We start from the raw sequence: 15169 nt of genomic DNA on the forward strand, positions 1-15169 counted from the left end.
TTGAGTAACTGCCTTTATGCTTTTCGGCATTTTAGATTACAATACTTAGTTGGAATTGGGTGAACGGTGTGGAACCATCTATAAAAAAACTAGAAAACTTGTACCGATTAGACACAATAGATGGCTATTCATTTTAACTATATTAAGGGAGTTGTACTAACATTCGAGTTTTAAGATAAATTCTTTTTATTTTGATGTGTTAAATTTATCTGGTGATTTCCGCTTCAGGCACAAGCGGTTCGCGGGCGTTCCGGGGAGCCTCCTCGTCGCTTACGCTCCTGCGGGGTCTCCCCTGCCCCGTACTCCCGCAGGAGTCTTCGTGCCTTCCGCTCCAATCAACTGGGTTAAAGTTCAACGATGTCCATTTTCCATGTAATTAATCTTACATATTTAAATCAAAAAAAATCCCTCTAAAATAAGAGGGATTCTGCATTAAACAAGGACTTCCTGTTTTACTGACTTTACTATTTCTAATGATTTGATATGGTAACCATCCACTTCAAGGACTTTAAATTCGTGATGACCATGACAAATAATTTCGCCTGCAGTCACGTCCATCTTTTGGGATAAAATCCATCCGCCAATGGTATCAATATCCTCATCGTCTATATCTAAACCAAATAAATCATTTATTTCTTCAATAAGGACTTTACCATCTACAATCGTTTTATGTTCATTAATTTTATTAATTTCCGGTACTTCGTCTGCATCAAATTCATCCCGTATCTCACCAACAATCTCTTCGAGAATATCCTCAACTGTCACTAAACCAGCGGTACCACCATATTCGTCTAAAAGAATTGCCATATGAACACGTTCTTTTTGCATTTTAACTAATAAATCGTGGATTGGAATTGATTCAATTACTTGGATGACCGGACGAACATAATGTTCAACAGTAGTTCCTAAACCCTTTCCTTTAATAAATTCAGTCATGACTTCTTTAATGTTCAACATTCCGACGATGTTATCCTTTTCTCCATCAATGACTGGGTATCTCGTATAATTTTCCTCTGTAACAATTTTAAGACACTCTTCTAATGATTGTGATTTATCAAACGCCACAATTTCAGTACGGGGAACCATTATTTCTTTTGCAATACGATCATCAAATTCAAAAATATTGTTCACATATTTATATTCAGACTGATTAATTTCCCCGCTTTTATAGCTTTCTGAAATAATGATTTGGAGCTCTTCCTCAGAGTGAGCAGCTTCGTGTTCGGAAGCAGGTTTCAATCCAAAGATACCTGTAATCAAACGGGCTGAGCCATTTAATGCTTTTATAAAGGGATACATAATTTTATAAAAAAGCATCATTGGTCTCGCAAAAAGTAATGTAACCGTTTCTGCTTTTTGTATCGCAAATGTTTTAGGGGCAAGTTCCCCTACTACGACGTGAATAAATGTGACTACAGCAAATGCGATAACAATCGATGCAATACTTGAAACGGATTCTGGCAAATTAAGGTTTACTAATAAAGGATGTAGAATATGATCCACTGTAGGTTCACCTAACCAACCTAATCCTAATGCGGTAACGGTAATCCCCAACTGACATGCGGATAAATATTCATCAAGATTCGAAACAATTCTTTTGGCCGCAATTGCATTCTTGTTTCCTTCGCCAACAAGCTGATCAATTCGTGTACTGCGGACTTTCACAATGGCAAATTCATAGGATACGAAAAATGCCGTAAATGCAATTAAAATTGCAATGATCATTAAATTAATAATTATCAATAATCTCCTAACTTACTAGTAAGTTAGGAATACACCTCCTAGTATTCTAAAACGTTTAATCAAATAATAATAACAATGTTTGAGCCAGTATAACCCCCTGTGAAGAAAGCTTATTTACAAGCATTTCTTTTTCAGTTTGGTTTAATTTTTGAAGAATAGGCTCAATCACCTTTATTTCCTCTTTAAGATGTCCCATAAGGATAGCAATTTGTTCACAATGTTTTTCTACTTTCACTTTATCAATCCCATTATCGGAATTTAGCATTTTAATAGAAGATTTAATTTCCTCAAGTGGCATATTAAGAGTTTTATAATGTTCAACCATTTCCAAAATTTTAATACAATCTTCTCCATACAATCGGTAATTCGAATCCGTTCTCACAGGGTTCAGTAAGCCTATTTGGGTGTAATAATCAATGGTTCTTTTAGAAATACCCATTATACGTGCTAATTCACCAATTCGATACAACTTCCCAACTTACTCACCCCTTTTTTGTTATGTTAACTATATCACAATCAAAACCATACAGTCAACGTGATAGTTTAATAAAATCACAGTTAACAAAAATGTGTTTAGAAATCATTTATAGAACTAAAAGAAAAGCATTAAACCAAAAAAACCTCCTTAACTAATTGAATTTCCACTTTAGTAAGGAGGCTAAACAATATTTTTAATATTAAAAAACGACTCAATGTAAAAAGTATATCTTTATTACCTTTTTGAAGATACAACCCCTGTTTTCTCAACAACCATTGGCCAGCTTAATTTTAATCTTCGGCAAATGGTTGTACTTAAAACCAGGCCTTTTTTCTTCAACAAATCATAATCCCTTTGGTTCGTTGAACCGATCCGAAGCAATTCCTCTTTTAAATCTCTAAGGGTTTCTTCATTTGATTTCAAGAAAACCACCCCCTAAAAAAAAGTATTTATTTTGTTGTATATTTTACCGCTTCAATAACCTGGGAGGTAGTTTGCATAGTTAAAACTTCTTCTGCAAGCTTTTCCATGTCCGATTTTTTCAAGTTACATATGAGTGAACGGGCTTTTAAAATAGAAGTGGCACTCATTGAAAATTCGTCAAGGCCAAGGCCAAGAAGTATTGGAATTGCCGTTTCATCTCCTGCCATTTCTCCACACATTCCAGCCCATTTACCTTCAGCATGTGCTGCATCAATCACCATTTTTACTAATCGTAAAATCGATGGACTATACGGTTGATAAAGATAGGCAACCCTTTGGTTCATCCGATCTGCTGCCATTGTATATTGAATTAAATCATTCGTTCCTATACTGAAGAAATCCACTTCTTTTGCGAATTGATCTGCTAAGATGGCAGTTGAAGGAATTTCAACCATAATACCAAGTTCAATCTTTTGGGCTATTTGTAATCCTTCAGAAACAAGCTTTTGCTTTTCTTCTTCCAAGATAGCTTTAGCAGAACGGAATTCATCGAGTGTTGCAATCATCGGGAACATGATCTTTAAGTTTCCATAAATGCTTGCTCGCAGCAGGGCTCGAAGCTGAGTGCGAAAAATATCTTGTTCTTCCAGGCATAGACGAATGGCACGGAATCCTAAAAATGGATTCATTTCTTTGGGTAAGTCTAAATATGGAAGTTCTTTATCCCCCCCGATATCAAGTGTCCGAACGACTACTGGCTTTCCATTCATTCCTTCTAATACAGCCTTATACGCTTCGAACTGTTCTTCTTCTGTTGGAAGTTGATCTCTGCCCATATATAGGAATTCAGTCCGATAAAGTCCTACACCTTCCCCACCATTTGTCATAACCCCTGTTAAGTCATTCGGTGTACCAATGTTAGCCGCTAATTCAACGTGGTGGCCATCGGCAGAAACTGTTTTTTCGTTGACAAGTTTTGCCCATTCCGCTTTTTGAATTTCATATTTTTCAGCCATTTTACGAAATTGCTCAACCACTTCAGTTGTTGGGTTAATGTGAACCTCCCCCTTTAAGCCATCCACAACCACTAGATCGCCATGGTTGATTTCCTCTGTAGCTGTTTTTGTACCAACAACAGCAGGGATTTCCATTGAACGGGCCATAATCGCTGAATGCGATGTACGACCCCCGATGTTCGTCGTAAAACCTTTTACAAATTGTCGATTTAATTGTGCTGTATCAGATGGCGTTAAATCTTCTGCCACCATGATAACTTCTTCACAAATCATTCCTGGATTCATCATTTGAACACCTAGTAAATGCGAGAGAACACGTTTTGTCACGTCACGAATATCTGCAGCACGTTCTCTCATATATTCATTATCCATTTGTTCAAACATCATAATGAACATATCTGCCGTTTCGCTTAGGGCAGACTCTGCATTTACTTTCTCAGTATAAATCTTATCTATAATCGGACCCGTTAATTCAGGATCATTCAAAACAAGAAGATGCGCTTCAAAAATGGCTGCTTTATCTGCACCAAGGTCCACTTTGGCTCTGTCGCGAATGGCTTCAAGCTCTGAATTTGCTTTCTTTACTGCGGCATTGAAACGTTCTACTTCTGCATCAGTATGATCAATCGTTTTCTTTTCAAAAGATAAATCTTGGTCAACGTGACGATAGGCCTTGGCAATGGCAATCCCATTTGAGGCAGCAATTCCATGTAAGAAGCTCATTATTCAGCCAAACCTTTCTTTGTTAAGATTTCTTCGAGGCTTCTTAATGCCTCTTCCTCATCACTGCCTTCTGCAGAAATGCTGATTTCTGCCCCTTGACCTATGCCTAAAGACATTACACCCATAATCGATTTTAAGTTTACACTTTTTCCTTTATATTCCATATTAATTCCAGAATCAAATTTACTTGCAGTTTGAACTAATAGTGTCGCCGGTCTTGCATGAATTCCTGATTCTTCTATTATTTTAAATTGTTTTTCTACCATCGTTAAATCTAACTCCTTTAATAAATATGTAAGGTATATGAAAAATTGGCTACTCTGTAAGGTTTAAAACGGTTACTTTCTCCCGTGTCATCGATTCGATACTCTTACGAATTCCTTGAACTCCTATTCCCGATCCTTTTATACCGATAAACGGAAAATGATCTGGGCCGCGCTCGGTACGACCATTAATTTGGACGGATCCGGCTTCCATTTTATTCGCAATCGCAAACGCTTTGTTCACATCTTTTGTAAAAATACTTGCCTGGAGGCCATATTCAGATTCATTTGCAAGTTTAATTGCCTCTTCATCAGATGAAACGCGAATGATTGGTAGTACAGGTCCAAACGGTTCCTCCCATGCCACACGCATTTCGCCTTTAACATAATCAAGTAGAGTTGGATGAATCAAATTACGTTCCCTTTTGTTTCCAATTACAACCTCAGCCCCATGACCAAGTGCATCAGCAATCAAAATTTGAATAAAATCGGCGGATTTCATATCAATTAAAGGAACAATGGTACAGCCATCTTCCGGAGAACCCACAGTCAATCTTTCCACTTCTTCTTTTAATAATCCCACAAGCTCATCGGCTACGTTTTCATTTACAAGCACACGTTTAATTGCTGTACAGCGTTGACCGGAATAAGAGAACGCGCCGCTGATGATTTGTTTAGCTGCTTCTTTCAAATCGGCATCTTCACAGACGATGCCGGGATCTTTTCCACCAAGCTCAAGGACAAGAGGAACCATGGCTGATTTTTTGGCTAATCTAACGCCTGTCTGGGTCCCGCCCGTAAATGAAATCATATTAATTCCCTTATGTTCGACTAAATAATCACCTATCACAGAACCTTTGCCTGTAACAAGGTTGACAAGACCTTTTGGTAACCCTGTTTCGTCAAGGGCTTCAATCATTTTTGTACCGCTGATAGCACCTTGTGTCGCTGGTTTAAAAATAACAGCGTTTCCTGCCATTAAGGCCGGTGCTATTTTTGCTGCAGCTAGGTTTACCGGGTAGTTAAAGGGAGAAATCGCTAATACTACCCCTAATGGCACGCGATCAACAATGGCAATTTTATTTTTAGAGCCACCTGGAAAACTTTCGCCCCTCATGCTTTCGCCATGCATATGCAGGGCTTCTTCAATGGTGTAACGGATAAATTCCGCTGTGCGGGTAACTTCACTTTTGGCATCTTTAAAGCTTTTGCCTACTTCTTTCATAATCATTTCAGCGATTTCTTCTTGCCTGCTTACTAATTCATCTGCCCATTTATATAAGTAGCTTGCACGTTGTTGAAGAGAGAACTCTGCCCATAATTTTTGCGCTTCATAGGCCGAATAAATCGCTTCATCCACCTCTTCTTTTGTGATTGCTTGCACTTTTCCAATTACTTCCGAAAGGTAAGGTGACATGATGTTAATGGTTTCGCCTGAAAGGCTTTCTTTCCATTCTCCGTTACTATAAAACTTGTAAGATGATAAGTTTAATACGTTTGTCCCCAAAAAAAATTCCTCCTTGAAAATAAATTGTAAATGAACTTAGAACTAGATGAATATTTCAAAGGGACAAATTAAGTCCCATAAGGACATAAAATGTCCCGGATGAATTAAAAAAATTTAATCCTGTTCCTGATACTTTTATTATTCTAGCAAGACTTCATTTTTTTCACAAGAATTTTTTCTATATTTCTAAATATTTTCTATTTTCATTTACCTAACTACATGAGTTAATTTCATAATTGTTATTTGAATTTGTGAAAGAAATCTTTTTAAAATAACGAAAAAGTAGCAGAACATCTCTCTGCTACTTCATTTTTTAAAAATCCATATCTATTACTTCTTCAATAGTCCCTGTAACCTGATCACTTTCGACCAATTGGCCTTCTTTCAAATCGTTCTCTACTTTAGCCTGTTCCAAAGTGGGCCTTGTGGTATTTGGGTTAGCAGGATCGACAGAACGAAAACTAAGTTCATTTTTAAGTAAGTGAATCTCACTTAATAACTCGCTGCGAAGAGATTTTAACAGCGTTTGGAATTGATCCTTATCTAATTTTTGCTCACCTAGTTTCGTTACAAAATCCCGTAATTCGTTTGTTTGAACGGACCCCACCCCGATATGATCAACATCGAGACGGGAGGCAAATTCTTGTTTAAGTGAGTTGATCCTCCCTAAAAACTCTTCACGAAGAGTATCTATTGTCTCTGCTTTTTCAATTTTCTTCATATCCTGCTCAACAAGCTTTGTTATATAATCCTCCAATTCATTTGCCTGTGATTTTTGCTCAAGAAATGAATATACCTTTGGAGAAATTTTCGATGTTTTTAAAGTCAACTCTGCAGGTTCGTTTTTACTTCCTGATTCTATATTCATTAATCTGAACACATCCGTTTGGAGATTAGCAGCCGTTAAAAAAAAGTTTGATAGAGCGTAAAATGGTGCAAACATCTGTGCACCCAGTGACGAATCCATATTGTACAATCCGAATCCAGTCTTATCACCATGAAGATGCTCTTTGTTGCTCATACGTTCTTCTCCCCTTCTTAGGCGAAAACTACGTTGGTTTCATGCCTGCTTAAAATTTCTAAACCATATAAATTTAGTTTTCTTGAATCAGGTAGGAATAGATGATTTTGTTCTCTTATTTCGACCCCATACCTTTTATCAATTGATTCTTCGATGAATTGTTTAAGGATTCCAGCTATTCCACCTATATAAACATATTTATAGACCTTATCTTTAGGGGATGGAAAGGTGTTTTCAATTTTCGTTAATAATATTTGCGTGTACTCCCTCAATGACTCATGGATTTGTTCTGTAAGATCCACTTTTTTCCCGCTATTTCCATCGCGTTGCTCCATTTTTGTTTTCTCTATTGTTTTTATAATGAATTCTTCTAGCGAGCGAACATCCTCAAAGTACTCTAGTAACTTTTCATTTCTCAGTTTTTCGATGTGTTTTAAGTATGAAATATCAGCGAAACAGTTCAAAGAATCCCTGCTTTTAGGAGATTGAAGACCTGCTTGGAGCAAGGCAAGATCAACGGTCCCTCCTCCTAGATCCACAATTAGAGTTTCATAGTTTTTAAATGAATTTGCTTCCTCACGATCCTGTAAATCAAAATCTTTTTTAATGGCCCAACGAGCAACTTCGCTTTCAATCCGGCATTTGCTTGTTTCAACGTGAATGGTTACAACTCTTTCTAACCCTGGAGTTAGAATCGCTACCTGATGCTCCCCTTTAAATCGGCTTGCCATTTTATTTTGCATATCACTGAACTTGTTCGTTTTCTTAAGTAACCAAATTGGAAGCATGGTTGAAAAATAATTAATGTTTACTCTAGTATCTTCTTTGTCTTTTCCTTTTAATACATTGTAATAGGCAACTGACGCAAGGAAAATTACGTAAGGAATCTCAGATTCTGTTTTATCATGAAGCTTGTTGATGTGAATATTTCCTAACACCTGTTTTTCCGCTGAATCGCCTACCAGATAATATTTCTCTACACCATCTATCGTGGTTGAAATGAGCATATTTTGAAGAAGGGATTGGGGATCATTAAAAGTAGTCGGGTAGTGACCGTCTGCCTTTTCCTTCGTTATTTCTACTACATTAGTAGGAATCTCAAAGTAATAACCATCCACAAGGGTTTGAAAGATCGAATTACCAAAATCGACATTCTGACGTTTTATATCCATTATTTCTCCTCTTTTCATGCTTTTTCCTGATAATAAGTATATATTCTTCTTTCCTTTTTGTCTAAATATGTTAACAATTTTTTAGATTATGATAATTTAGTATTCCACGTTATTCTGTCATTTAAACTTAGTAAACTCAGTTTCTAATTTTCTAGCCTTGCATGTATAAAAAAAAGACTGCAGGTGCGGAAACACCATACAGTCTAATGCAATTACCTGTGCCATTTTGCAAGCTAATCTATTTTTAAACCCATTGAATTGAGCCAAACTCACCATGCGGATGGTTTTGTAATTTAAATTTCCTATATTCATATTCTAATTTCGATAGTGGCAGCTTATAAAGCTGTTGATCTTCTTTGTTATATACATTTAAAAAAATTAGTTTATTGATAAGTTTATTTCGCTTTTTATCATCGTTTTTTCTCATCATAAACACTCCTTCAGTTTTACATAAAACTCTTCTTGAGTACAACAACTTTAAATTCGGTCTGATTAATTCTTTTATTAGATTAATTGTATTATAAACTCATAATTCCTATCTGTAAAGTATGAATTAAAAAATAATGAAGGAACCCACATAATAACAGTGCCTGGCACCACCCGAAAAATCTTGTTCCACATAAAAGTTCTACATACCAATGAGGGAATTTATCTTTAAATGAAAAAACACACTGGTAAAAACTCCCGTGCGGTTAAGCAGGTATTATGCCTTTTCAGTCCCAGCCTAAATTGGTACTAATAGAACAGTTCTGCTCATATTTTTATAAAAAAAACAATTGAAGGAGTGGGAAGTTAGGTGATAAAAGTTAAGGTTCGTTTACGGCCCGTTGTTAGTAAGATTAATTTACCCACTGTTTTGAGATCAACTATACTTCCCAGTGACTCGATTGAGAAATTATTTATTGCAACCCAAGTAGGTGAGATCTTTTACATAGACAATGGAGTTATACGGACTTTTTTAGATATTCGCCCGCGAATCATAAAACTAGGAGGTTCTGGTGGTGGTTATGATGAACGGGGATTGCTGGGGCTGGCGTTTCATCCCCAATTTTATAATAACCGTTTATTTTATCTTCATTATTCAGTAGCAGGAACACAAGGTCCAGGTGCTCTTTCTGAACATTTTAGTCCTGACCCGTGTGATCCCAAAACATTAAACCAAAAATGGATAAATCGAGAAACTCAATATGATCATATTGATACAGTGGAAGAATGGATTTTACAATCGAATGGCCAGCCTCAAAAACGACGAACATTGCTTAACTTAAGAAGACCCTTTATGAATCATAATGGTGTCAATAGCTTAAATTTTTCACCTGAAACAGGAAAACTTGTTTTAACAACCGGAGATGGCGGTTCAGGCTATGATCCGTTTAATGTAAGCCAAGATAATTTGGAAATAGCCGGAAAAATTATTGAAATTGACGTAGTTAAGAATACTTTTATCGAGAATCCGCCTGTAGTCACACGTTTTAATGAACTTCCCGTTCCTATTCAGGAAACACTTACGGTTATTGCCAAAGGGGTTCGCAATATAACAGGCATTTCATTTCAAAGGTTTTATTACCAATATATCAAAAATGTGGGAAATGTCGGACAGGATTTGGTAGAATCCATTTTTTCATTCGTTCATTATAAACCAATACCAGTTACTCAGCTTGTTCAAGCTTCTTTAAGAAACACCGAATCTGACCAAGAAGGATTTATTAACTTTGGCTGGCGAGGGTGGGAAGGTGCTTTTCCTACTTCAATTATAAGGGGCTGCTCAGCAAATCCGGCTTTGGATGAGAAAACTATTGCTTATTTTGATGAAGCAGTTAACACTTCAGCGAGGCGTCTTCCGCCTTTAACTAATTATTATCATAAAGATCAAAGGCCCGATAAGTTTGGAGGAACTTCGCTTACAGGAGTGCAAACCTATATGGGGAATGGAATCCCCACGTTAACGGGAAGCGTTGTATTTACCGATCTTGCGAGACATGATGAATCTCGACCTCCGGTTAGAGGAGTTTTAGCCTATACCAGGGTAAGAACAGATGGTAAACTAAATGATTTCAGTGTTATTGAAACCGATTATAATTTTGGGCCTCAATCCGCTTATTACGTTAGTTTGGGAACGAATCTGGATCAAACCAGACTATATTTAGGGGTATATGGCTCTATGAAAGTGACTGATTTTAACCAGGGGACAGTTTTTGAAATTGTTCAGTAATTTATCAATTTGACTTATGAACTCGTGCCTAGTCACTATCGAAATGTTTGTTCAACATATTAAAAGGAAAAAACCGCTCGAGTAAAAATTCATCATGCGAGTTAACATTTACTATTAGTTTCAAAATTGCCAGGGCTGCGTGGGAATCAAACCCACCAGACCCGGCACGCAAATCTCATGCGGTTTTGAAGACCGAGGGTGCTATATAAGAATTATTATAAACAGAATTATCCCCACCAAATCCACTTCAAACAGGTATGTTAAAGAGATTATCACTAGTATTTTCTATTTTATTCACTTATACCCTTGTCAAATCCAGTAGTTTTAGTATACGTGATAAAGTGTAAAATCTAAACCTTACTTTTAAAATGCTAGAAACCTTTATATTATTAATAACACCATTTTTATAACGATTTGATATAAAATTAAGGGTAAACTTCTCTTTAGCCTTTAAACTACAGCCTTAATCATACCCTGACAAAATCAGGTTAAAAAAATTAGATCATTACTAATGTGGAATGATCATTATAGTAAACAACCTCTGAAAGAATTTTGCACCCTTTGCAATTCTTTAAAGCTTCTCTTGCTTCCTTCTCCGAGTTAAACTCATACATACTTATATTATTTTCATTTGAATAAACAGTTAAAATCCACATTTACATCCCTCCAATTTTTATAAAACTTAATTCTTGTACATTTGTTAGTTATTTTAAATTTTATTATTATTTCTTTCCGAAACTTAAACTAGAACAGGTTTTGAAACATCCGTTAACATTAAGATCACATTCTTTACACTTCCTGGGTGTTGTTCTGGATGAATCCGGTACTGCTTTATGGGATCTCAATGTTGGAAGCTCCTTTCTTAAGATAAATCTCTAATAGAACCATATAATAGTTTTTCTATTTAAAAAATATCAATTATTTTATGAGTTAATAGAAAATTTTTATGATTGGATTCTTAAAAAATGGTTTACCCCTACATGGCATAACCTCACTAATTACTAACCATTGAGTGATGAAGCACTTGATGTAATGACCAAAAAAGAAAAGAAGCTTCACTTCTATTTAGGCCTGTAAATAAGGAAAGAACATTAAATATTAGAAAACTATCAAGCATTTTGGCGTACTCTTTGCCTAAAACCTAAAAGATAGAGGCAAGTCATATGATATGCCTAACTTTCCATTAACCTAACATTATAGTCAACCACTTGCCTGTCGAGGCTGACTTTGCTGAAAGGATAAACAATATGTGTATAAGGATGTGATGAAGGGCCAACAATGGCTAATTTGCTGGTTGTGGATGTTCCACCGTCCAAACCATCAATTTGACTGTGTTGTCGCGATTTCCAAATATCCTTAAGAAACTCCAGCTCTTAATGAATACCAGAAATATTGATTGCTTATTTAACCACCATAAAAACTTTTTATAATAGAATGAAAAAATCGCAAAGGGTCAATCTTGTTTTACGTTGCTAATAATATCAGCATAATGTTCAAAAAAACATTTGTTGATTTGTTGGTTGAATATTGAAATTTTGTTTTTATAGATAAGGAGGTTAAATGTTTCAATGAATGAAAAGGATTGGGTCATTCTCCAAACCATCTTTGAAGAGAGAAATATTTAATTTTTTATTATTTGGCAATCCGTTAAAAATTAGATCATAATAAAAGGGCTTTCGGTTATTTTAATTCACCTAAAGCCCTTTTATTTATAAATTCTACTTTACATATAGGATTACCTATTCCTGGCATTGCTTTGTTTTTTTGAAATATTTTGCTTGTATTATACTGTAATCAATGTTTGCCTACAACTGCTGTACCTGTCTTAACAGGCTGTTATCCAGCTTTCACTTCTTCTTGAACAGGATGATGTGCAATGCGCTCTTCTTGTGCATAACGGATAAGTGCTAAATAACGATATACAAAGTGTGCAAATTTAGTATACGGAGCTGTGAAAAATAGAGCTGCAACACTTCCTAAATGCATTGCCAACAAAATTCCCATTGCGGCCGTTTCACGAGCCAGCAACAAGATCATCCCTGTCACTGCCACAACTAGTAATGAAACGATAAATGAAGTTCCTGACTTTGCCGCTTTTTCCTCGCCGACTTCAGGATCGCTTTTTGCTTTAAGCACCAACAGTCCAATCGTTCCAATAATAATTCCAAGGCCACCTAGGGTTCCCAGAATGACTACTGGATGGTACACAGGATATGGCGCAGGAATGTGTAATATATGAGCATAAAAAGCCCCTAATGTTGTTGAAGCAAGGTCAAGCATAAAACCATAAGATACAAAATGGTGAAACTTGCGGCGGATTGTAGAAGGCTCCTCTGTTGGATAATTGCAGCCTGCACCTTCTCCTCCTAAATAACGAAGGCTTAGCGCATACTTTGTACCAGTCACAATATCTTTTCCAAGGATTTTTTCAGACTTAGCCGACTTAATGTCCTTCCAGAATCTGCTCATTCCGTTCAACCAGCCGCCAACCATCCAAACTCCTAAGGCCAAGAAAACAATAATCATGTCAGCTTCTGAAATAGACTTATAAAATGCTCCTGTTCCTACATGCGCTTCTAAAAGCCCAGAAGTCCCGTTGGTTCCCAAAATTAAAGTGAACATTAATATGATTCCAAAGAAAAATGTAATCCAAAAGCCGCTGCGTTTTTCTCCGAGTACCTTGGCAAATATTCTCGGGCTTGCATACTTTCGATAGGTTTCTTCACGCAATTGCGCAAATAGTTTTGGCGGATTAATGCCAAATTCATGTGGTGTTGTAAATGGACATGCATGGTAGCAGTCTCGGCAATCATGGCACAAATTGGCCAAATAAGTCATATCATTATCTGTAAAATCCCGGCGCCACTCAATCGATTGCCATACGGCACAGTATCCCTCACAGTAGCGACAAGAGTTACATAATCTCATTTGTCGTTTTCCATCATCTAGTAGCTCTTTTGATTCCATTTGCTGCTTCCTCCCCTGCAATTCTTCCTAATACTGCGCCCATCGTGAGTCCAAAACCAGCCAAATACCCACGGCGCAGTACATTACCTGCTGCCATTTCTCCTGCCGCAAACATATTGTCACAAAGGCTTCCATTCTTCCACTTGATCCTCGCCTGCTCGTTTACTGCAACTGAAAGGTATGTAAATGTAATTCCAGTCTTCAGTGGATAAGCATAAAACGGAGGCTTATCGATCTGAACCGCCCAATGGCTTTTCACCGGAGTTAATCCTTCTGTTTTACAGTCGTCTAATTCACCTGGATTAAAAGTTCCCGGACGAATGGACTTGTTAAAGTCTTTAACCGTCTTAGCAACTGCTATAGGGTTTAGGCCCAGTTTTTGCGCCAATTCCTCGATTGTTCCTGCAGATACTGGTTCGAATACCGAAGGCATGAATTTTCCAAGTGTCTTACTGTCAATGATCGAGTAAGCAACTTGATCTGGCTGCCGGGCAATCAGTCCTCCCCAAATGGCATAGCGTTTTGGCCAGAAGTCTTCTCCTTCGTCGTAGAAGCGCTCACCATTCTTATTTACTACAATCCCAAATGGAACACTGTCAAGCCGGGTAACAATTCCTCCGTCAAACTTTGGCGCCCTGCCATCAACCGCGACGGCGTGAAACGCATCGGGTTCTCCTATCTTGGCTGCACCTTTATTTAGCAGCATCTCTAGAACATTCCCCTGATTATATGGGGTACCACGGATAATGAAATTCTCAGCAGCGTCTCCCCAGTAACGTTTGTGCCATTCTATATTGGCTTCAAAACCGCCAGAAGCAAATATGATCGCTTTTGCTTTGATCGTCTCGATCCCATTTTTCCTGCGAACTTTAGCAGCTTTGAACTTAGTGCCACTCATTTCTATATCTTCAAGCATTGAATCGTACCAGACTTCTACCCCTTTTGCTTTAGCCGTTTGATAGTAGGAATTGATGACAGCCCTACCGCCGCCAAGCTGGAAGATATTCGTTCTTCCTAAATGAAGGGTCCCAGATAGTGCCGGCTGCCATTGAATCCCCTGTTTGCTAAGCCAGTCCGGAAGTTCCTCGGATTTACGCACCACTAATCTTGCAATAGGTTCATTTATTTCCCCCCCAGCAACACGCCGTAAATCCTCCAGGAATTCTTCCTCATGATACATCCCAGTCATATACTTATTCTCACGTGTATTCATCACCCTATAATCCCGGGTGAGCCTGCTATTTCCGCCGCGATAAAATTTAGGAGCCCTTTCAATTATCAACACCTTTACCCCATGATCGCGAGCTGAAAGTGCAGCAGCAAGAGCAGCATTCCCGCCACCGACTACTAAAACATCTGTCTCCATTTTTAAATCTCCTTTCATGATTTATCATCTTTAATATAACTTTAATATAATATTAGGAATAAAAAAAATATTAAAAATTTATACAAGTACATAGAATTAATTTATGATAGATTATTAGTGATATAAAAAAGGTTAAGACTAGTATCTAAAAAAAAAAGCTAAAACTAGTTTAGCTTCTCTCCGTAAGATCATTTAAATCCAAAATAATCCTATCAAAATAGTGTTAAACCATTGCTGCATGCTTCCCACCTGTAAAAATAGAAGCAGGTACATATGCA

Annotated in this window: 14 protein-coding genes; 1 reads left to right on the forward strand and 13 read right to left on the reverse strand. The window is 37.1% G+C overall.

The genetic code is table 11. The annotated features are described in order from the left end of the window. Positions 1-432: 432 nt before the first annotated feature. From E2K98_RS00120 to E2K98_RS00160, 9 genes are all read right to left on the reverse strand, one after another. A complete protein-coding gene (locus tag E2K98_RS00120) occupies positions 433-1743 on the reverse strand; it encodes a hemolysin family protein (RefSeq protein WP_165976135.1) in 1311 nt (436 codons plus the stop codon). Positions 1744-1798: 55 nt separating this feature from the next. Then, positions 1799-2212, reverse strand: coding sequence for a MerR family transcriptional regulator (locus E2K98_RS00125; protein WP_133332328.1), 414 nt, complete (start codon positions 2210-2212; stop codon positions 1799-1801). 243 nt (positions 2213-2455) lie between these two features. Further along, entirely contained in the window at positions 2456-2644 is a 189-nt protein-coding gene (locus tag E2K98_RS00130; RefSeq protein ID WP_133332329.1) for a hypothetical protein, read from the reverse strand. 26 nt (positions 2645-2670) lie between these two features. Beyond that, a complete protein-coding gene (ptsP, locus tag E2K98_RS00135; protein WP_133332330.1) occupies positions 2671-4383 on the reverse strand; it encodes a phosphoenolpyruvate--protein phosphotransferase in 1713 nt (570 codons plus the stop codon). Further along, positions 4383-4649, reverse strand: a complete 267-nt coding sequence (locus E2K98_RS00140) for a phosphocarrier protein HPr (protein ID WP_133332331.1) — start codon at positions 4647-4649, stop codon at positions 4383-4385. The genes ptsP and E2K98_RS00140 overlap by 1 nt, the downstream gene beginning before the upstream one ends. Positions 4650-4698: 49 nt before the next feature. Then, entirely contained in the window at positions 4699-6153 is a 1455-nt protein-coding gene (locus tag E2K98_RS00145; RefSeq protein ID WP_133332332.1) for an NADP-dependent glyceraldehyde-3-phosphate dehydrogenase, read from the reverse strand. A gap of 313 nt (positions 6154-6466) precedes the next feature. Continuing rightward, entirely contained in the window at positions 6467-7174 is a 708-nt protein-coding gene (locus E2K98_RS00150) for a hypothetical protein (RefSeq protein ID WP_235824674.1), read from the reverse strand. 17 nt (positions 7175-7191) lie between these two features. Further along, a complete protein-coding gene (locus tag E2K98_RS00155) occupies positions 7192-8346 on the reverse strand; it encodes a ParM/StbA family protein (protein WP_133332333.1) in 1155 nt (384 codons plus the stop codon). 244 nt (positions 8347-8590) lie between these two features. Then, positions 8591-8773: a Fur-regulated basic protein FbpA gene (locus tag E2K98_RS00160; protein ID WP_133332334.1), complete on the reverse strand. Its 183-nt coding sequence runs from the start codon at positions 8771-8773 to the stop codon at positions 8591-8593. Positions 8774-9142: 369 nt separating this feature from the next. On the opposite strand from E2K98_RS00160, the gene E2K98_RS00165 reads away from it, so the two are divergent. Next, complete coding sequence (locus tag E2K98_RS00165) at positions 9143-10558, forward strand: PQQ-dependent sugar dehydrogenase (protein WP_133332335.1); 1416 nt, start codon at positions 9143-9145, stop codon at positions 10556-10558. A 497-nt stretch (positions 10559-11055) separates the two neighbouring features. Here E2K98_RS00165 and E2K98_RS30665 read toward each other — a convergent pair whose 3' ends face one another. The 4 genes from E2K98_RS30665 to tcuA all read right to left on the reverse strand — a co-directional run bounded on the left by E2K98_RS30665 (position 11056) and on the right by tcuA (position 14891). Beyond that, positions 11056-11214 carry a hypothetical protein gene (locus E2K98_RS30665; RefSeq protein WP_165976136.1) on the reverse strand — a complete coding sequence of 53 codons (159 nt, stop codon included), beginning with the start codon at positions 11212-11214 and terminating at the stop codon, positions 11056-11058. Positions 11215-11730: 516 nt separating this feature from the next. After that, positions 11731-11928 (reverse strand): PrpF domain-containing protein, encoded by a 198-nt coding sequence (locus E2K98_RS00170; RefSeq protein ID WP_133332755.1) that lies wholly within the window; start codon positions 11926-11928, stop codon positions 11731-11733. Between the two features lie 466 nt (positions 11929-12394). Next, positions 12395-13525 (reverse strand): tricarballylate utilization 4Fe-4S protein TcuB, encoded by a 1131-nt coding sequence (tcuB, locus tag E2K98_RS00175; protein WP_133332336.1) that lies wholly within the window; start codon positions 13523-13525, stop codon positions 12395-12397. Then, the gene (gene tcuA, locus E2K98_RS00180; RefSeq protein ID WP_133332337.1) at positions 13500-14891 is read right to left on the reverse strand and encodes an FAD-dependent tricarballylate dehydrogenase TcuA; all 1392 of its coding nucleotides are present in this window, start codon (positions 14889-14891) and stop codon (positions 13500-13502) included. Before tcuA ends, tcuB begins: the two co-directional genes overlap by 26 nt. Positions 14892-15169 lie beyond the last annotated feature (278 nt).

The sequence above is a fragment of the Bacillus salipaludis genome (assembly GCF_004358205.1).

Bases quoted from the DNA above. Each gene is read 5' to 3' on its own strand.
- ptsP (WP_133332330.1), bottom strand. From the start codon at position 4,383: ATGAGCTTCTTACATGGAATTGCTGCCTCAAATGGGATTGCCATTGCC.
- E2K98_RS00140 (WP_133332331.1), bottom strand. From the start codon at position 4,649: ATGGTAGAAAAACAATTTAAAATAATAGAAGAATCAGGAATTCATGCA.
- E2K98_RS00150 (WP_235824674.1), bottom strand. From the start codon at position 7,174: ATGAGCAACAAAGAGCATCTTCATGGTGATAAGACTGGATTCGGATTG.
- E2K98_RS00155 (WP_133332333.1), bottom strand. From the start codon at position 8,346: ATGGATATAAAACGTCAGAATGTCGATTTTGGTAATTCGATCTTTCAA.
- E2K98_RS00160 (WP_133332334.1), bottom strand. From the start codon at position 8,773: ATGAGAAAAAACGATGATAAAAAGCGAAATAAACTTATCAATAAACTA.
- E2K98_RS30665 (WP_165976136.1), bottom strand. From the start codon at position 11,214: ATGTGGATTTTAACTGTTTATTCAAATGAAAATAATATAAGTATGTAT.
- tcuB (WP_133332336.1), bottom strand. From the start codon at position 13,525: ATGGAATCAAAAGAGCTACTAGATGATGGAAAACGACAAATGAGATTA.
- tcuA (WP_133332337.1), bottom strand. From the start codon at position 14,891: ATGGAGACAGATGTTTTAGTAGTCGGTGGCGGGAATGCTGCTCTTGCT.